The 17,655-nt window shown below is 54.1% G+C and carries 12 protein-coding genes; 5 read left to right on the top strand and 7 right to left on the bottom strand.

Annotated features, from left to right (window positions below; all coding sequences use genetic code 11):
• Positions 1-206: 206 nt before the first annotated feature.
• Positions 207-1,268, bottom strand: coding sequence for a 23S rRNA (adenine(2503)-C(2))-methyltransferase RlmN (gene rlmN / locus HOV93_RS01720; protein ID WP_235989678.1), 1,062 nt, complete (start codon positions 1,266-1,268; stop codon positions 207-209).
• Between the two features lie 195 nt (positions 1,269-1,463).
• On the opposite strand from rlmN, the gene HOV93_RS01715 reads away from it, so the two are divergent.
• The 3 genes from HOV93_RS01715 (at position 1,464) to HOV93_RS26105 (ending at position 4,291) form a co-directional block, all read left to right on the top strand.
• Positions 1,464-1,772 (top strand): hypothetical protein, encoded by a 309-nt coding sequence (locus tag HOV93_RS01715; RefSeq protein WP_207394709.1) that lies wholly within the window; start codon positions 1,464-1,466, stop codon positions 1,770-1,772.
• A 105-nt stretch (positions 1,773-1,877) separates the two neighbouring features.
• Entirely contained in the window at positions 1,878-2,600 is a 723-nt protein-coding gene (locus HOV93_RS01710; protein WP_207394708.1) for a hypothetical protein, read from the top strand.
• A 134-nt stretch (positions 2,601-2,734) separates the two neighbouring features.
• Positions 2,735-4,291, top strand: a complete 1,557-nt coding sequence (locus HOV93_RS26105) for a tetratricopeptide repeat protein (protein ID WP_207394707.1) — start codon at positions 2,735-2,737, stop codon at positions 4,289-4,291.
• 108 nt (positions 4,292-4,399) lie between these two features.
• Here the strand turns inward: HOV93_RS26105 and HOV93_RS01700 are convergent, their stop codons facing one another.
• On the bottom strand, positions 4,400-5,839 hold the full coding sequence (locus HOV93_RS01700) for a TonB-dependent receptor (protein ID WP_207394706.1): 1,440 nt from the start codon (positions 5,837-5,839) through the stop codon (positions 4,400-4,402).
• Between the two features lie 475 nt (positions 5,840-6,314).
• Here HOV93_RS01700 and katG point away from each other — a divergent pair, with 475 nt between their 5' ends.
• Positions 6,315-8,699 (top strand): catalase/peroxidase HPI, encoded by a 2,385-nt coding sequence (katG, locus tag HOV93_RS01695; RefSeq protein WP_390813598.1) that lies wholly within the window; start codon positions 6,315-6,317, stop codon positions 8,697-8,699.
• A 121-nt stretch (positions 8,700-8,820) separates the two neighbouring features.
• Here katG and HOV93_RS01690 read toward each other — a convergent pair whose 3' ends face one another.
• Complete coding sequence (locus tag HOV93_RS01690; RefSeq protein WP_207394705.1) at positions 8,821-11,373, bottom strand: ATP-binding protein; 2,553 nt, start codon at positions 11,371-11,373, stop codon at positions 8,821-8,823.
• 346 nt (positions 11,374-11,719) lie between these two features.
• On the bottom strand, positions 11,720-13,195 hold the full coding sequence (locus HOV93_RS01685) for a DUF1501 domain-containing protein (protein ID WP_207394704.1): 1,476 nt from the start codon (positions 13,193-13,195) through the stop codon (positions 11,720-11,722).
• A gap of 402 nt (positions 13,196-13,597) precedes the next feature.
• Here HOV93_RS01685 and HOV93_RS01680 point away from each other — a divergent pair, with 402 nt between their 5' ends.
• A complete protein-coding gene (locus HOV93_RS01680) occupies positions 13,598-13,930 on the top strand; it encodes a hypothetical protein (protein ID WP_207394703.1) in 333 nt (110 codons plus the stop codon).
• A gap of 930 nt (positions 13,931-14,860) precedes the next feature.
• Here the strand turns inward: HOV93_RS01680 and HOV93_RS01675 are convergent.
• Genes HOV93_RS01675 through HOV93_RS01665 form a run of 3 tightly spaced genes read right to left on the bottom strand, consistent with a single transcriptional unit; the run spans position 14,861 to position 17,606 of the window.
• Positions 14,861-15,466, bottom strand: a complete 606-nt coding sequence (locus HOV93_RS01675; protein WP_235989676.1) for a LutC/YkgG family protein — start codon at positions 15,464-15,466, stop codon at positions 14,861-14,863.
• Entirely contained in the window at positions 15,463-16,860 is a 1,398-nt protein-coding gene (locus HOV93_RS01670; RefSeq protein ID WP_207394702.1) for a LutB/LldF family L-lactate oxidation iron-sulfur protein, read from the bottom strand. Before HOV93_RS01670 ends, HOV93_RS01675 begins: the two co-directional genes overlap by 4 nt.
• The gene (locus HOV93_RS01665) at positions 16,857-17,606 is read right to left on the bottom strand and encodes a (Fe-S)-binding protein (RefSeq protein ID WP_207394701.1); all 750 of its coding nucleotides are present in this window, start codon (positions 17,604-17,606) and stop codon (positions 16,857-16,859) included. The genes HOV93_RS01670 and HOV93_RS01665 overlap by 4 nt, the downstream gene beginning before the upstream one ends.
• Between the last annotated feature and the right edge of the window lie 49 nt (positions 17,607-17,655).

The raw sequence follows: 17,655 nt of genomic DNA, 5'->3' as shown, positions 1-17,655 counted from the left end.
CATCTGGCCGAAGGTTTACTTTCAAAAAGCGCTCCGCTGAATAAGCGGGGCGTTTTTTGTTTCTTGGACGGAAGAAGGGATGGTCTTGCAGACTGCGGATAGTAGAAATTGAAAATGGGAGCCGCTGTTGGACAAACCAGCCATGGCTCCCTGTCACGTTCTTATCAGCGACTATCCGTGCAAACCGTGATTAAAAATCCGAGTGACTAAGAAGCGGTCCCTTCCAGTGGAACCAAGTTTTCTTTCGAGAGTCGCCGAAGTTGCCCACATGCCGCGTTGATTTTGTCTCCTTTGCGGTGACGGAACTTCACGGTGATGCCGTGGTTTTCCAGAATCTCGCGGAATCGCTGCTGGGCTTGGACGGTTGGCGTTTCGTAGGGGAGGCCCGGCACGGGGTTATAAGGGATCACGTTCAACAGGGCAGGGCGGCCCTTAAGAAGCTTGGCCAGTTGCTGGGCATGTTCTGGACGATCGTTCAGCTGAGAGAGCAGAACGTACTCGAAAGTCAGCCGTCGCCCGCTCACGTCGAAGTAGTTGTCGGCCGCGTCGAGGATCTTTTGTATGCCGATTGTCTTGTTGACCGGCACGATCTTCGTTCGCAGCTCGTCGTTAGGGGCATGCAGCGAAACGGCCAGCTGGTAGCGTGTTTCGAGCTTAGAAAGCTTGTCGATGGCGGGTGGTAGGCCAACCGTGCTGATCGTGATTCGCCGAGCACTGATGCCTAGGCCGTCTTCCGATGAGGCTAGGTCGAGGGCCGGAATCAATCGGTCGACGTTTGCCAAGGGTTCGCCCATGCCCATGACGACGATGTGGCTCAGGCGTTCCCCTTCCGGCAGAAGGATCTGCAGCCGCAGCATCTGTTCGGCGATCTCGCCTGAGGTCAGATTGCGATCGACGCCATCGAGCCCCGAAGCACAGAAAACGCATCCCATTGCGCAGCCGACCTGCGAACTGATACAGATCGTCCTTCGGTCGCCGTCACGCAGCAAGACACATTCAATGCGACCGCCATCGTGCAGCTGGACTAGCAGCTTCTCGGTTCCATCGTCAGCCGTAGTGTGTTTGGCGATGGTCGTCGTCCAGATTCGGCACGACTGAGCCAGCTTTTCGCGAAAGGCCTTGGGCAGGTTGGTCATCTCGTCGAACGAATCAACCCGCTTCTGCACAACCCATTCGCGCAGTTGCTTGGCGCGAAACGCAGGTTGCCCTAGCTCCTTGACGGTGTCTTCCAGTTGATTTCGGACGATTTGTTCTACGAGATCGATCATGGTTAAGGTCCACCAGTGAGACCCTATAGCTATTTCGAGGGAAAGCGGTCTGCCCATGGTGAATGGCAGCAGAATCCGTTATATTAGCTAAATTCAACCCATTGCGAGGGCAGGCCCCTTAGGTGAACACATCTTTTACTAGATTCTCGCCTTCGCAAGTAATTGGTCAACTTCCCACAACGGCAAGATTGCACTATGGCTCGAAAAGTCGCTAATCGTAAAGAGTTGCGCGCTCAAGTGGAGGCTGCCGAAGCCGCCGAAGCTTCCGGCGAAGCCGCACCCAAGAAAAAGAAGGCAAAGCGCAAGTCTCGCAGCAAGAAAACCACCGAAGTCCGGATGAAGATGTTCTGGGGGGTTTTCAATCAATCGATGAAGCGGGTCGCTCTTTACGACTTCGATCAAAAAGAAGAAGCCGAAACCAAAGCCGCCGATCTGAGCAAGTCAGGCAAGCCGCCGCACTTCGTTCAGAAGGTCAAAGAGACGATCGAAGAAACGATCGAGTAACGGCACCCACCGCGCCCTGTCCTCGGTGCTGTTTTCGTAGTTGCCTCGTCCTAGTACCAACAACTCACCTGTTTGAGTGCGGGAGCCCCCACGATGATGCTGCGAATGAGTCTGTTATCCTGCGCCATGCTTCTGTTGGCGACGCTGGGATGCACGAGCGAACCCTCGGCACCTGCGACCACGGGAGGTGGCAGCGCTGCGTCGCCTAAACCGGCAGCTAGTACAGCGAAGTCGCCCAAGGTTTCGCTGGCTCCCGCTGGTGAAGCAACCCCGCCGCTCGATGGCGGACGGGTTCAGTCGAACATGCCGGAAGGATGGAAGTTCCTGCCGCGCTCCAACGATTATCTCTTTGCGGCCTACTACGAAGACAAGGCCGGCGTCCCTCGGCTTGTGCTGCGTGAGGTCGATGCGGGCGATCTGCCTGAGACCTCCTCGACCGATTCCGCTAAAATGCTTGTCACCAAGATCACCGAGGAAGTCGGTAGCGACAAAGACGCCGCGATGACGGTGGTCAACATCGGCGACAGTTGGTTTGTTCGCTACGAGAAAGCGATGAAGTTTCGCAGTCTTGCTGCCAGCGGTGTCTTTTTGGAAGCAGTCCGCTCGGGCAAACGCTATTCGATCGAGCTTCTGACCTACAGCGTCGACAAAGAAAAGTTCTTGCCGGCGCTCTATCGCTTTGCCGCGGACTTGAAGGTGGAAGCGGCGCAGGAGGCCGAAGCCGCGAGTGAACCATCTCCGCCAGAAGAGGCGAAGCCTGAGCAAGCAAAGCCAGAGGAAGAACCGGTAGCGGAAGAAAACGAAGAGAAGCCTGCTGAAGAAGAGTAGCAGCAATGGCCCGCTTCACTAGTCGAGCGGTGCTGATGGTCACGAAAAAAGTCTTTGGATACTCAGGTCAGAAATGTTACTCTTGGGGGGACTCGTCTCCCTCTTTGTAGTTCTTTCTGATTCGGAGCTGATCCGTGACCCACTCCGCGCTCAAATTGCCGATCTCGCTGCTGCCCATCGGTACCCTGGTTTTGCTGCCGGTCGCTTCCAGCACGCTGCACGCATGTATCGATGGCATTGAATCTGCTGGTTCAGCACAAGTTGCTTTTCTACCTAATCGCCGCGGTCTGGAGATGCCCCAGATTGATCGCCCCGAGATGCGTCGTGCTCGTATCAAGGCCAAGATCGTCGACCTGACCAAAAAAATTTCCAACGAAGGGAAAACGGCTGAGCGTTTTGCTGAGCGGGGCGAACTGCATGTGCAACTGGATCAAATCCATTGGGCTGTGGTCGACTACGACGATGCGATCAAACTCGAGCCGAAGAGTTTCGCCTTACGTGATCGACGTCTGGTCTTAAATCGCGAGTTGGAGAACTTCGACCAGGTGGAAGAAGATCTGACCGCTTTGATCGAAATCGACAAGAGTGCGATTCGGTTCTTAGAACGAGGCAAGTTTTTTGTCGAACAACGCAACAACGAAAAGGCCATCGAGGACTTCACTTCGGCAATCGAGTTCGATCCGAATCTAGCTGATGCCTATCTCCAGCGGGGGCAGCTTATCAAGGACAAGCCGTCTCAGATTAAAGAACTCTATGGCATTGATCAAAGGAATCTCGAGGAAGCAGTCGTCGACTTTGCCAAGGCCATAGAGTTGAAGCCAGATCTCATCGAGCCACGACGAACCCTGATCATTGCCTATATGAACCTGCAAAGGTATTCGGACGCAGTCGATCAGGCTACGGCAATTATCGAGCGCATTCCAGACGACGAGTGTGCCAAGTATTACCGAGCGAAGTCGTACAAGCACCAAAAGAAATATGATCTCGCATTAGCGGATCTCAACGACTTGATTGAGCGAGTTCCCACGGCATCGAAGTTTATCGAGTTGCGGGCCGAGATCTATCGCGACACTAATCAGGTCGACAAAGCGATTGAAGACTATCAACACAATATCGAGATCGACGGCGACAATCACGCGACCCATACTCTTTTCGCTCGGTATCTACTGAGCAATAAAAAGTATGCGTTGGCCATTAAGCCCTATTCCGATGCAATTGAGCTGAACCAACACGACCAACGCCTTCAAGCCCAGTTATTTCGTGAACGCGGGAACGCACACTACTGGTTGGGTGAACTAGAGGAATGCGAGAAAGACTTGGAACAGGCCATCAAACTCAGCAAGAATCCCTCGTTCTATATGCGTGAACGTGCCCGGGTGCTGGTTCGATTGGAACGTCCGGATGAAGCGATCGCCATCTATGAAAACATGATCGAGAACTATCCCGACAACAAGGGCAGTTACATGGACCGGGCCCGCTTGTACATAGTTAATAAACAGTACGACAAGGCGTTAGAGGACGTAAACACTTTCATCAGCCAAATCAAAAACTACGAAGAGAGCTACTTGTTGCGGGCACAGATTTGGGCACGAATGGGAAACGAGGATGGAGTTCAAGAAGATCTTAAACGAGCGAAGGAAGCCAAGGAGCACTGGGCGGAGGTCAAAAGAAAAGCAGAGAGCCGAATGTAAGAGCACACAGCAGAGTTAGGCTTAAGCAGCCGGATCGCACACCACGCTTCGCGACAATCATTATCGTTGGAAGCGTGGTGAAAGTTGGCTACTAGGTAGACGCTCGTTTTACGAGACCGCACACGAATCATCATCGGGGCACTGGTAGTCGAAGAACTTGCGTTCCTTGATCACCTTGGCCACCGGTGGTGGTACCATCGTTTCCCAGGTGGGGTCGCAATCGCCGATCTTCTTAAGCACATCTCGCGAGAAGATGTCCAGGCACTCGGGATTGTAGTTGTCGAGATCGCTGATCCCATCCCGTTCTAGCAAGTAGCGGTAGAGCTTCTGCAGTTCCGGTTTGATGTTCAGCGATTCGCAGGTCAGTAGCTCGCCGGTGTCGCGATCTCTCAGGGGGTAGCAGTAGATCTTAAGATCGTTCTTGAACAGTCGTCCGAACGACTCCAAGATACCGCCATCGAGCTTCGTGTAATACTTTTCGTCGAACAGTTCACGGAGGCTGGCTGCTCCCATGACCACGCCGATATGTTCGTTAGTGCAGCGAGCCAAATAAGCGCCCAGGCGATAGTATTCAAAGTAGTCAGAAATCAGCACGTTCATGCCGCAGGCGGCCATCACGTCGGCCCGCGCCAAGAAGTCGCGGCGGTCGATTTCACCTTCGGCTTTCAAGTTCCGCATGGTGATCTCCATGATTTGAGCCACCTCTTTCCCTTTGACGTCAGGAAGCTGCGAGAACTTTTCGTGAGCACAATTAAGCATGTCTAGGTTCACGTTGCAAACCGGACGGAAGCTGCCGCGTTCTACCAGAATATGTTTCTTGTAAAGGAATTCCGACGGCTGCAAAACCTCGCCATTGGCAGCGAACATGGCCGCGCCGCTCAAGCCCAATTCCACCAGCTTCAAGCTCATCAGGCGGTTATCGACTCGGCGGAAAGCGATGCCTGAGAACTCGATCATGTCGATCTCGATGCGCGAGGTCGAAAGACCATCTAGCAGCGAATCGACCAGCAATTCAGGTTCATGATGGTAATTGAACGCACCATACACCAGGTTTACGCCAACAATGCCAAGCGCTTCCTGTTGCAGGGCCATCTCGTTGTCCAGCATGCGGACATGGATGATGATCTGGCTGTCGTCATCGCGAGAGTGGGCTTGAAACTTGATGCCCATCCAGCCGTGACATTCCGATCCCCCCTGATAGCCGCGGGCTTTCACGGTATCTGCGAAAGCAAAGAACGTGCTTGTCTCGCCCCGCATGTCGGTCAACCGTTCCAGGTTCAGTGCGTGCTCTTGGTCGAGCATCGCTTGCAGCCGTTCACGGCAGACGTATCGCTTTGCACGGCCATAGATCGCATCGCTGACCTGCATGTCGTAAGCTGACATGCTCTTGGCGATCGTGCCGGCAGCACCACCAACACGGAAGAACCAGCGAACGACCTCCTGGCCGGCACCAATCTCAGCAAACGTGCCGTATCGGCGGTTATCCAAATTGACGCTGAGCGCCTTCTGGTGCGTATCCAGGGGCTTTCCGGATGTATTCTGGAACATGCGACTTCCGCTCGTTAAGCGTTGAGTTGATTGAGAAGATCGCGCGGCGAGTAAATTATCGCGCCCCGACATTACGCCGCGCGTGTCCTGCGATCAAGATAACAATTAGGGCAATTCGTGCCACAGTCATCTATCGGGCATGTGTCGACCTGAGTCGAGCGCGAAGGTCAACTTTTCCAAGTTTAAGGGATATGAGCACGCTAGCGGCTGTTACGGGCAAATCACGTTCCACTGAGTTTATATGAGAATTTGGCGTATTCTCTGCGTTATGATTCGGAAAATTGTTGTGACCGGCTGACTGGGGTTCTAGATTTCCGGATAGAGCTCCTGAACTGTACTATGCGTTTTGTGCATAGTAGCCATAGGGGATATTCATTGGATGAATTGCTCGACATACATCAGAATCTAAGGAAGACGATAGGCCAGCGTCCCACCGTGGGCCATTTCCCATCATTCTCAACCAACCGGAGAGATCATGACACGAACAATTCCCATCACCACTTTTTGGGCGAGTTGTGCGGTGATGTGCCTCACAGTATCCGCCTCGGCCCAGGAGCCAACCGTACCTGCCGGCCATCCGAGTGCAGACTCGGTGGCACCGGCGAGTAAGTGTCCTATCACCGGAGCCATGAATGCCCTATTTACCGCGGCTCATGCCAAGACGGATGATGGGGAAAAGATTCCGGAAGCCTACATGAATTCCGGCCCCGTGATGTCGGTCAAGAATTGGTGGCCTAACCAGATCGATCTGCAGGTGCTCCATCAGAATTCAGCCCCAAGCAATCCTCTGGGTCCCGATTTCAACTATGCCGAAGAGTTTCAGAAGCTTGACCTCAAGGCAGTGAAGTCCGACCTCAAGGAGTTGATGACCACATCGCAAGACTGGTGGCCGGCTGACTATGGTCATTATGGTCCGTTGTTTATTCGCATGGCCTGGCACAGCGCCGGTACCTACCGCGTGACCGACGGTCGCGGGGGTGCTTCAGACGGTACCCAACGTTTCGCTCCACTGAACAGCTGGCCCGACAACGCTAGTCTCGACAAGTCGCGTCGCTTGCTCTGGCCCATCAAACAGAAGTACGGCAACAAAATTTCTTGGGCTGATCTCATGATTTTGGCAGGCAACTGCGCATTAGAGGATATGGGATTTGAAACCTTCGGTTTTGCCGGCGGTCGTGAAGACGTTTGGGAACCGCAATTGGATGTCTACTGGGGTCCGGAAAATGAATGGCTCGGGAGCGATCGCTATCACGGCGATGGCGAACTCGACAATCCACTGGGTGCAACGCAGATGGGTTTGATCTACGTCAATCCAGAAGGCCCCAAGGGCGAGCCCAACCCGCTAGAAGCTGGCAAGGCAATTCGTGTCGCGTTTGGTCGCATGGCAATGAACGACGAAGAAACAGTTGCCCTGATCGCCGGTGGTCATACGTTTGGTAAAGCGCACGGTGCCGCTCCGCCGAAAGATAATGTCGGTCCTGAACCAGAAGCAGCCAGCATCCAGGAGCAAGGCTTGGGTTGGAAGAACAAGTTCGGCAAAGGCAACGCGGAAGATACGATCACCAGTGGTTTGGAAGGTGCTTGGACCTCCACACCAGCCCAATGGTCGCACGAGTACTTTGAGAACTTGTTTGGTTTTGAATGGGAACTGACCAAGAGTCCTGCAGGTGCCCAGCAGTGGAAGCCTGAAAATGGTGAAGGTGCCGGTACGGTCCCAGATGCTCACTTGGCAGATAAGTCACACGCCCCGATGATGTTCACGACCGACCTGGCGCTGAAGATGGATCCGGAATACGCCAAGATCTCGAAGCGTTTCCACGAGAATCCGGCCGAATTTGAAAAGGCGTTCGCCAAGGCTTGGTATAAATTGACCCACCGCGATATGGGCCCCCATGCTCGATTGCTGGGTACCGATGTCCCCGAACCGCAGCTGTGGCAAGACCCTGTTCCGACGGCCGACTACGAAACGATCGATGATGCCGACGTGGCTTCCTTGAAGAAATCGATCCTCGATACCAATCTGACGGTTCCCGAATTGGTCGAAACGGCCTGGGCTTCGGCAAGTACGTTCCGTGGTTCGGACATGCGTGGTGGTGCCAATGGTGCTCGCATTCGCCTGGCTCCGCAAAAGAATTGGGCCGTGGACAACCCAGAGCAAACCGCCAAGGTAATTGCGACGTTGGAAAAAGTCCAAAAGGATTTCAACAATTCGCAGTCTGGCGACAAGCAGGTTTCGTTGGCCGACTTGATCGTGCTGGGTGGTTGTGCGGCGGTTGAATTCGCAGCCAAAGAAGCCGGTCACGATGTGAAAGTTCCCTTCACGCCTGGTCGGACCGATGCGACCCAGGAAATGACCGACGTCGAGTCGGTTGCCTACTTGGAGCCAACTTCTGACGGCTTCCGTAACTATATCGGCAAGAACGATTACGATCGTCGTAATCCGGAAGAAAAGCTGATCGATAAGGCGAACCTCTTGACGTTGTCTGCTCCGGAAATGGCTGTCTTGGTGGGTGGAATGCGGGCCCTCGACGCCAACACCGGCGACTCGCAGGCTGGCGTGCTGACCAACAAGCCGGGCGCACTAACCAACGATTTCTTCGTCAGTTTGCTGGATATGGACACCACTTGGCACCAGACCGGTGACAACGCTTTTGAAGGCCGTGATCGCAAGTCCGGCGAGGTCAAATGGACGGCAACCCGCGTCGACCTGATCTTCGGATCTAATTCGCAGCTTCGGGCGATTGCTGAAGTCTACGCAACCGACGGTGCAGAAGCACGGTTTGTCAGTGACTTCGTCAATGCTTGGAGCAAGGTGATGGATCTCGATCGTTTCGACGTGGATCGCTCGGACCGAAATTAATCGCCGGTTTTCGGGCAATCAAACCTTTAGAAAACGCGTCTTGCCGCACCCCAGTGGCAGGACGCGTTTTTGTTTTTCTAATAGACAAAACCTGAACCAATTCCTGCGTTTGTCGCGGCGATTACTGATGTAGCTTGGGATGTCGCAGCATGTCTTGCAAGGCATCTAGCGAAGGGGGCTTGGTCAGGTGTTCGTCGTATCCGGATGAACGCGCTTCATTGCGATCGGAATCTTGGCCGTATCCCGTTAATGCCACCAAGAAAGTATCTTTAGCTTCAGGCATTTGACGGAGTTTTCGGGCCACTTCATATCCGTTCATTCCCGGCATCCCGATGTCCATAATAATTAAATCGGGACAATCCTCGGCCGCTTTTCTGAGTACCGTGTTTCCGTCGTGGGCGACATCGACGTCATGGTCTCCGAGCTTGCTCAGTAGCTTGCTCAAGAGTCGTGCGGCCCCGACGTTGTCGTCCACGGCTAGAATTTTAAGGCTCCGGCCGGTCGAAGAAGCTGCTAAGGGAGTCTTGTCTTGCATGCTGGTTTTGGAGTGAACGGTCGTAGGAAGTGAGATGGTGATCGTGCTGCCTTGCCCGATTCCGGCACTGTCAGCGCGGATGGTTCCGCCATGCATTTCTACAAGACGCTGCGAAAGAGTCAGGCCTAGCCCTAGGCCACCCTGGGCGCGATCGAGGGAAGGTTCGACTTGTTTAAAGATTTCAAAAACCTGAGAGAGCAAGTCATCGGGAATTCCGATGCCGTTGTCACGGATTTTGACGATCGCGTGGCCTGCTTCTATCGAGAGAGACAGCGAGATAAGTCCACCGTCGGGCGTATACTTGCAGGAATTGTTAATTACGTTCGTCAGTATCTGTGTCAGCCGAACCGCATCACCATTGACCAAGACAGGCGACTCGGGTTGTTCGACGGTCCACCGGTGATGGCGGTCGGTCATGTTACTGCGACACATCTCTAAGGCCGATTTGATCATTGATCGCAGATCAACCGGTTCGTTGCGAAGAATGATCTTGCCGCTGGTCACACGCGAAACATCGAGTAAGTCGTCGACCAAGTGTACCAGGTGGGCAATCTGTCGTTCCATGATGTCGATCGCATCGGTCGCATCTTCTTCCGAGACGTGATCGAATTTTAAAAGTTGCAGGCCCGTTCGGATTGGGGCCAAGGGGTTACGCAGTTCATGAGCCAGGGTAGCTAGGAATTCGTCTTTCTGGCGATGTGTTTCCAGTAAATGCTGCTCAAACTCCTTACGCTGCGTAATATCACGAGACGAACCGACCACGGCCTCGATGTTGCCGCCTTCTCCTAGGACTGGTTGAATGATCGATTCATACTGCCGGACCCCGTCGGGAGTCTGGTAGGTGGCTTCGTCGCGAAGACTCTTGCGGGTTTGAATAACCGTTTGAATTTGATTTTGAAATCGTTCGGTAATGTCGTTTGGGGACTGCGAAGGTATGGCCGATTGACCAACCACGTCGGACATCTCCTTTTGCCACAGATCGAGAAATGCTTTGTTGACATAGGTGAACTTGCCATCGCCGTCGCAAACGAAGTTGAGGTCAGCGGTATTCGATAGGGCCGTCTCATAGGTTCTGCGTAACTGATCCGACTCGTGCGCAAGTCGACTGGCTAGATTCTCAGCTTCTTTCTGGCGTGTGACATCCACGACTACCCCCGGCAGACGAGCGGCGATGCCGTACTCGTCACGCTCGACTGATCCCCGTGCGATCACCCAACGCAGCTCACCCTTCGCGTCTTGAACTCGATAAATTGCTTCATACTCAGATCCTGTTTCGATGGCACGCTGTGCTTTTCGCTGAACCGCGTCTTGATCTTCGGGGTGAATCGCTGCAAAGTAGGCTTCGATGGGCCCCCCATTGGCAATCTCAGGAGAGATGCCGAACATCTGGATTAAATTCTTATCGGCAACCACTCGGTTGGAAGCGATCTCCCATGTCCAGGTAGCGACCTCCGCTGCGGAGAGTGTCGATTGAAGCCGCCGCTGTGTTTCGAGCAAGTCTTGTTCGATCTGTTCGAGGGCCTTCTGCTGCGAGCTCACTTGGTTCGCTACGTTTTCCGACTCTTCCAATGCCTGCAAGTTCTGAACTGCTGCCGAGGCGAATTGAGCGAGGTTCTTTACGATACGTGCATCCTCAGCATCGAACTTTTTGTGTTCCGAATGAGATACGACCCAAACCGTACCGATCGCCTGGTCTTGTCGATAGAACGGAACAAGAAGCACTTCCAGCGGTTGAGGAGAGATCGAAGCGATGTAGGGAAAAGCTCGGGCCGGGTTCGACATAACCTGCAAGTCGTCGCGTTGTAGTACGACTCCACAAGGACTGAAGTCACGAGGCATTGTGCCCAGGTAATATTTCTGAAATTCTCCGGCGGTCGCCCGCCAGCGGAAAATAGCCTGATCCCCTTCGGCCTCGGCGATACTGATGCCCGAAGAACCGGCGCCACACAATTCCAATGCAATGTCGGCAAGCTTTTGTAAAACGCCTTTCGGCGAGTCAGCGAAAGCTGATCCAAGTTCAAGCAAGGCTTGGTTTTCAGCAGCGAAATCGGGCGACCGACTAGGCCGGTTTGCGAGAGCGGCCGTCGTGATGACCTCGTCAATTGAGCACCCGCCCGATTCATCTGAATTGCGGCTCATGTCTCTCTATATGTCCTTTCACAGAATTTCCCAGAAAGCTCAGAGAGAGGCTGCTGGCAGACCGCGCGATCACGAAAACGAAGAAACGGCCAAACCCGTACGGAGACTTGCTGGCCGTCCTCTATTCTGTTCTACCCAAATTGCACCTCTTTCCAAAGGCGTTTAGCCGCAAAACGAGGTGGAAGAATAACGATATCTGGGCCAGATAGTCGAAAAAAATCTTGCAAGATTAGGCCGAAGTCACTTTTCTCGAAGAAAAAACGGCCTCGATGAATTGGGGTTCACCGAGGCCGTTTCGTGAAAAGGAATAGGGAGGATGGTAGAAAAGGATGGGGTGGAGTTCGTTCTAACCGAAGAGTGCCGTAACGGCTTCGGCTTTCACTAGCTCGCGGGGCTGATTCAAATGGTTGTAAACAATTGTCTGGGGATCGATGCCGATCGCATGGTATATCGTGGCCAATAGCTCGGTTGGATGAACCGGATCGTTCTTCGGCGCGGACGCCGTGTCGTCGGATTCACCGTAAACCTTGCCGCGTCCGATGCCAGCGCCAGCCAGACACGCGGTATAGCAATAGGGCCAATGGTCGCGTCCATCGGCGCTATTGTTGTTGCCGGAGGTGCTCACGCCGCGCTGGGGACTGCGGCCGAACTCACCTACGGCGACGACCAGTGTTTCATCGAGCATGCCGCGGTCGTCCAGGTCGGCAATCAACGAGGAAAGGCCTGAATCCAGCATCGGAGCCGATTGGTCTTTCATACGTTTGGTCAGATCTACGTGATGATCCCAGCTATGATTGTTGCTGTTGGCGACTTTCGGCCAGATCACTTCCACAACACGGGTACCTGCTTCGACCAAGCGTCGCGCCAGTAACAGACTCTGGCCAAACGTGTTCCGGCCATAGCGATCGCGGGTCTTATCGGATTCTTTAGAAAGATCGAACGCATCGCGTGCTCGACCGCTGGAGATCAGATTCAAGGCTGTTTCATAGTACTTGTCCAGGTCGTAAGAATCGACCGCTTTGTCCAACGCTGGCATGCCGGCGTTGATCATGTCTCGCAGGCGTGCCCGACGCCCCAACCGCGTGCTGGTGATTTCGGGCCGCAGCTTTAAGTCGTCGACGTTGATTCGGTCCATCTTGTTCATGTCCATATCATCTCCCGGTGGGAAGAGGTAATACGGATCGTAAGCACGCCCCAAAAATCCGGCCGTGCCAGATTTGTTGACGACGTTGCTTTCCTGCAGCGGACGCGGCATCATCACAAAGGGAAGCATGGCAACTTCCGGCGGCTTGAATTTGATGATGTTGCAGCCGAAGTTTGGGAAGTCTTTTGGCGTGGGCGGTTCTAACTGTCCACTCGGGCTAACCTTATCGGCCGTGTAGCCGGTATGCATTTGGTAGATCGCCGCGGTGTGATTAAACAGGCCAACCGGGGTGTAGCTCATCGAGCGAATGAGCGTGAGCTTGTCCGTCTCTTGAGCAAGCTTGGGCATGTTCTCGGTCAGGTCCATCCCAGGAACTTTGCTACCGATTCGCTTGAACACGCTACGTACGTTGTCTGGTACATCGTCTTTCGGGTCCCACAGGTCCAATTGGCTCGGACCGCCTTGCAGGTAAACCAGAATGATGCTCTTGGCTTTGCCGAAATTCGGTCCGTGCGCGTTGGACTCGGCTGCCTGGACTTGGCCCGATTGCAAATTCATCATTTGCCCGAGAGAGAGCCCCAGCATGGCAGAACCACCCACGCGCAGCAGGTCGCGCCGAGTAGGCCCCAGGTGGGAATCGCAGACGTCCTTCGCCTTACTTCCAGGTATGACCAGCATAGGTATGCTCCTTGGCCAAAATTGGGACGTTTACCTTCACGTAGCCGTGACGGCAAACAAGCGGAGGTAGAACACCCATAAATCGTCACCAAGTAGGAGATGACTCGTGAGAGATGAGGCTCTCTCTAGTTGGGCATTCAGCGCTTGCGGGGATAGCGCGGTCCTCAAAAATGGGAAGCCTGTCAGGAACAACCCCTCAGTAACAGGCCTTTCACGGCAGTATGACGATTTCAAAATATAATGTCAAGCTTTGCCTCTTCGGCGTTTAATAGCGGTGGCTATATCTGCATTAAGAGGTGTGGATTCGTTGCTAGCGGAAACCATGTCTCTGTTGCTCTTGCCAAGACGAAGGGGAATCTGGTACGTATCGCGCCCGAATTTTCTCGATGCCTAAGGAGGTCGATGATGCGACGTCGAATGCTGAAATGGATTGCTGGCAGTTTTGCTCTCGGGGGTGCTTACTCGCTCGGGCAAGGTTGGCTCGTTCCGCATCGTCTCGACGCGGCGGATGTGCCCAATTTGAAAGAAACGCTTGAACGAGGGCTATACGCTCGTCTTCCAGAACAGTTCGAATTCATCGACCAGGTTGTCTTGCTCGTTAAACTGGACAAGCTAAGTTTGAAAATGGTCTACTCGACCTTTCAATGGTCGCGAGAATATGACAAGGGGCGTCGTTTCTATTATTTCGAGGCTGCCCTGCGAAAACGTGCTAGCGACTCCGGAGTTGACATTTAGTCTCCGCACGATTCGTAAGTCTACGAATTACTTGACGAGATGGCAGATTCCGTGAAAATCGTGCTTGAAGAGCGACACCTGCGCGCTTCTGCGCGGTTGATTCTAAGAGAGCGGCTTCCCCAGCCTACCTTCGCCGCTACTGCCCCGGAACAGACAGACAGAGAAAGAAAGAGCATGATCCTTAAGGAATCTACCTGGACCAAGATGACACAAGTGGTTTTGCCCGGGTTAGTTCTCTTTAGCGCTTTAGCATATATGCATGGGCCAAGTTACGTTGCTTATTTTCAGAAAGAGCTTCTCGCTTATCGCATGCCGCGAGAATCGCTGTGGGGGCCGGTCAAATACAACGTTCGGCTCAAAGCGGACTTCGTTTCCGAGTTTGGGGACGACTGCCAGGTGTACGTTCTCACCGATCTCAAGCCAGCGAAAAACGAATCGACCAATCGCGAGGAACTGATCTTGGTCGACAAGTGGAGCCAAATCGTGGATCGCCAGATCGCCACCGACGTGGGTGCCATTCGCAGTACCCACCTCAGCCCGCAAGATGGCTACGCGATGCTAGAGGTGATTCGTATCGTTCCTGAAAATCGCCGCCAGGCAGAGATCGTGCACTATCAAGTGACCGCAAAGCAAATCGCCATGGTCGAAAGCGAAACCCGCGATCTTAAGCCACATTGGGACAACCGCAGTAATTCCGCCCGACAGGGACGCGGCGACAATAATCACCGCGGACGGCGCAGGGGAGACCAAGCCCATCCGACGCCTGAGCAGATAGAGGAATGGGAGCGCCGACGCGAACGTTGGGAGCAGCGGCGTCGCCAAACTTCCGATGTGGTGCAGGTTGAGCAAAGCCGAGGGCCAGACGGCGAAGAGAATCAAACGCGCCGGGAACGCAAAAAGCGCGATGAAGAAACCAAAGGGCTCACGCAATCAAAAAACAAAAAAGACATTCAGCGAACGCGCCCCATGGGCACCGATCACGAGCGATTGCTCGATGTCAGCCGTCTTGGACGGACCGGAGATAAAACAGCCGAACTCGTTTTGACTCCACGCTAATCGCTGGTATGCCTCGGCCATGTTGTGCACCACGGCCTCTTCGACTTGGCCGTTGGGGCAGTGGATGACCAGGGAAATATGCTGCGGAATGAAGTAGATTACCCGGTGCCGGATCTTGGCATCGTTAACCCAGACCGCCGCATTCTCTGCCACGGCAAATTCGCCTGGGAGGACGGCGTAGTCGACATCTTCTAACTCGTGCGGGTCTTCGACGCGATCAAGGTCCAGTGTTCCCACTAGCCCATCGACGCAACTGACGGTCTTTTTCGCTTCGGTATAAAACGGGATCTTGGCAAGCTCTTCGCTCAGCCCGTCGATCCCTTCCACGGCGATTGCGGTTCCACCGACCGCTTGCAGAATATCGCCAAAGTGGGCCACTGCGTCTTCGTATTGAATCCAGTCTTGATCCATGCTCGGCATTTCGGCCGAGGGGACCAACTGGTTACGGACCGATTTTAGGATTTGCTCTTTGCTGCTCATCGGTTGTCGTTCTTCTTTTTCGCTCGTTGGGCGTACTGCTTGCGGAAACTTTCCGGTGGAGCTTCCGGCATCTCGCGATTGCGCCCCCATGGATTGAGTGCGTTGTATACCAGAAAACGTGGCATCGATCGCAAGAAAAACTTGCCGACACCCCCGAGCCAGGCATACAGCTTGGGCCGCTGGAAGACATACGACACAATCCGCATCGGCAGCGTTTTCGACATCGGCAGCTGCTTCTGGTTTTTCACTTCGGTGCGTAGTGTGAGAAGCTGTTCGTGAAGGTTGATCTTCACTGGGCAGACATCGCTGCAACTGCCACACAGCGTACACGCAAAAGGCAACGTCTTGTGGTGTTTGGCATCGCGAAGTGGATTGAGGATCGAACCGATCGGCCCTGGGACGGTCGCTGCGTAACTATGGCCTCCGCTGCGGCGATAGACGGGGCATGTATTCATGCACGCACCACAACGAATGCATTTGAGCGAGTTTCGGTAGTCGTCGCTGTTCATTAATTCGCTGCGGCCGTTGTCGACCAAAACGATATGCAGTTCGCCCCCTTCCACCGGACCATGGAAGTGCGAAGAGTACGTCGTGATCGGTTGGCCAGTCGCGCTGCGGGCCAGTAGTCGCAGAAAGATGCTGAGGTGGTTTACCTGAGGAATCAGCTTCTCGATTCCCATGCAAGCAATGTGAACCTTCGGAAGCGAAACGCCCAGGTCTGCGTTCCCTTCATTAGTGCAGACAACAAAGCCGCCGGTCTCTGCGATGGCAAAGTTCACGCCGGTAATGCCGACGTCGGCCTGGCAGAACTTTTGCCGCAAATGCTGGCGTGCCGATTCGGTCAGGTAGTTCGGGTCGTGGTTGCCTTGTTCGGTTTGCAGATGCTCGTGAAACGTATCACTGACCTCTTCCTTTTTCAGGTGAATGGCCGGCATCACGATATGGGAAGGAGCCTCTTGCCGCAGCTGAACGATGCGTTCTCCCAGGTCGGTATCGACCACCTCGATACCGTGTTTCTCAAGCCACGGATTCAAGTGGCATTCTTCGGTCAGCATCGACTTCGATTTGACAATTCGCTGCGCCTCGTGCTTCTGTAAAATGTCGAGCACGATTTGATTGTGTTCTTCGGCATCCTTCGCCCAATGAATGGTCGCTCCGCGCGCGGTCGCGTTCTTCTCAAACTCTTCCAAGTAGTCGGCCAACTTGCTGACGGTATGGGCTTTGATTTGCGAAGCGCATTCCCGTAGCGTTTCCCATTCGGGCAAGCTCTTCGACATGCGGTCCCGTTTTTCGCGGATGAACCACAGCGACGAATCGTGCCAATGAGTGCGGGCCTGGTCCTTGTTGAACTGGTCGGCATTGGTGGGGTGATCGTAGCTTTTAATGACGCTCATTGGGGTATCTCGTATCCAGCGAGGATCTCAGCAATATGCATGACGCGGATGGGCTGCTTCTCGCGTTTGATGAGCCCTGCCAAGTGCATCAAGCAGGACATGTCACCAGCGGTCAGGACTTGCGTGCCGGCCTGCAGGTGGTCGGCAATCCGGTCTCGGCCCATCGTGCAGCTTACCGCTTCTTCTGAAACCGCAAACGTGCCACCAAAGCCACAGCATTCATCCTGGCGTTTCAGCTCCGCGAACTCGACGCCGTCTAATAGTTCGAGCAGTTGACGCGGTTTATTAAACGCCGGTGTATTCAGTTCACTATCGCTGGCCAAACGCAGTTCACGCAATCCGTGACAACTGGAATGCAGACCAACCTTGTAAGGAAATTTGACCGGCAGCGAGTCGATCTTCAGCACATCGACCAGGAACTCGCACAGTTCGTAGATCTGAGTGCGGAGGTTGTCGTACTTGGCGTTGTCGTGCAAAAGGTGATTGTAGTGGTTCTTCACCATCGATACGCAGCTACCGCTGGGACAAACGATGGCGTCGTAGCCTGAGAAGATCTCGACAAACCGCTCGGCAAGTGGCAGCGCATCGGTATCGCAGCCACTGTTGAGCATCGGTTGTCCGCAGCAAGTTTGCGCTTCCGGGAATTCAACTTCGACCCCGAGTTGCTCTAAGAGCTCCAAAGTCGCCATGGCAACGCGCGGGTAGAGCTGGTCAACGTAACAAGGGACAAATAGGGCGACGCGCATGATAACTAAAGAGCAGAGGAGTCGAAGGTGCGAAACCGAGGTAGGTAGA

It is taken from the genome of Bremerella alba, assembly GCF_013618625.1.
Lineage (GTDB): Bacteria > Planctomycetota > Planctomycetia > Pirellulales > Pirellulaceae > Bremerella > Bremerella alba.
The sequence above is the reverse complement of the archived record's forward strand: the minus strand, read 5'-3'. Positions and strand labels throughout refer to the sequence as shown.

What these genes read in the sequence shown, in the direction of transcription:
- rlmN (WP_235989678.1), bottom strand. Translation starts at nt 1,268, where the DNA reads ATGATCGATCTCGTAGAACAAATCGTCCGAAATCAACTGGAAGACACC.
- HOV93_RS01715 (WP_207394709.1), top strand. Translation starts at nt 1,464, where the DNA reads ATGGCTCGAAAAGTCGCTAATCGTAAAGAGTTGCGCGCTCAAGTGGAG.
- HOV93_RS01710 (WP_207394708.1), top strand. Translation starts at nt 1,878, where the DNA reads ATGAGTCTGTTATCCTGCGCCATGCTTCTGTTGGCGACGCTGGGATGC.
- HOV93_RS01700 (WP_207394706.1), bottom strand. Translation starts at nt 5,839, where the DNA reads ATGTTCCAGAATACATCCGGAAAGCCCCTGGATACGCACCAGAAGGCG.
- katG (WP_390813598.1), top strand. Translation starts at nt 6,315, where the DNA reads ATGACACGAACAATTCCCATCACCACTTTTTGGGCGAGTTGTGCGGTG.
- HOV93_RS01690 (WP_207394705.1), bottom strand. Translation starts at nt 11,373, where the DNA reads ATGAGCCGCAATTCAGATGAATCGGGCGGGTGCTCAATTGACGAGGTC.
- HOV93_RS01685 (WP_207394704.1), bottom strand. Translation starts at nt 13,195, where the DNA reads ATGCTGGTCATACCTGGAAGTAAGGCGAAGGACGTCTGCGATTCCCAC.
- HOV93_RS01680 (WP_207394703.1), top strand. Translation starts at nt 13,598, where the DNA reads ATGATGCGACGTCGAATGCTGAAATGGATTGCTGGCAGTTTTGCTCTC.
- HOV93_RS01675 (WP_235989676.1), bottom strand. Translation starts at nt 15,466, where the DNA reads ATGAGCAGCAAAGAGCAAATCCTAAAATCGGTCCGTAACCAGTTGGTC.
- HOV93_RS01670 (WP_207394702.1), bottom strand. Translation starts at nt 16,860, where the DNA reads ATGAGCGTCATTAAAAGCTACGATCACCCCACCAATGCCGACCAGTTC.
- HOV93_RS01665 (WP_207394701.1), bottom strand. Translation starts at nt 17,606, where the DNA reads ATGCGCGTCGCCCTATTTGTCCCTTGTTACGTTGACCAGCTCTACCCG.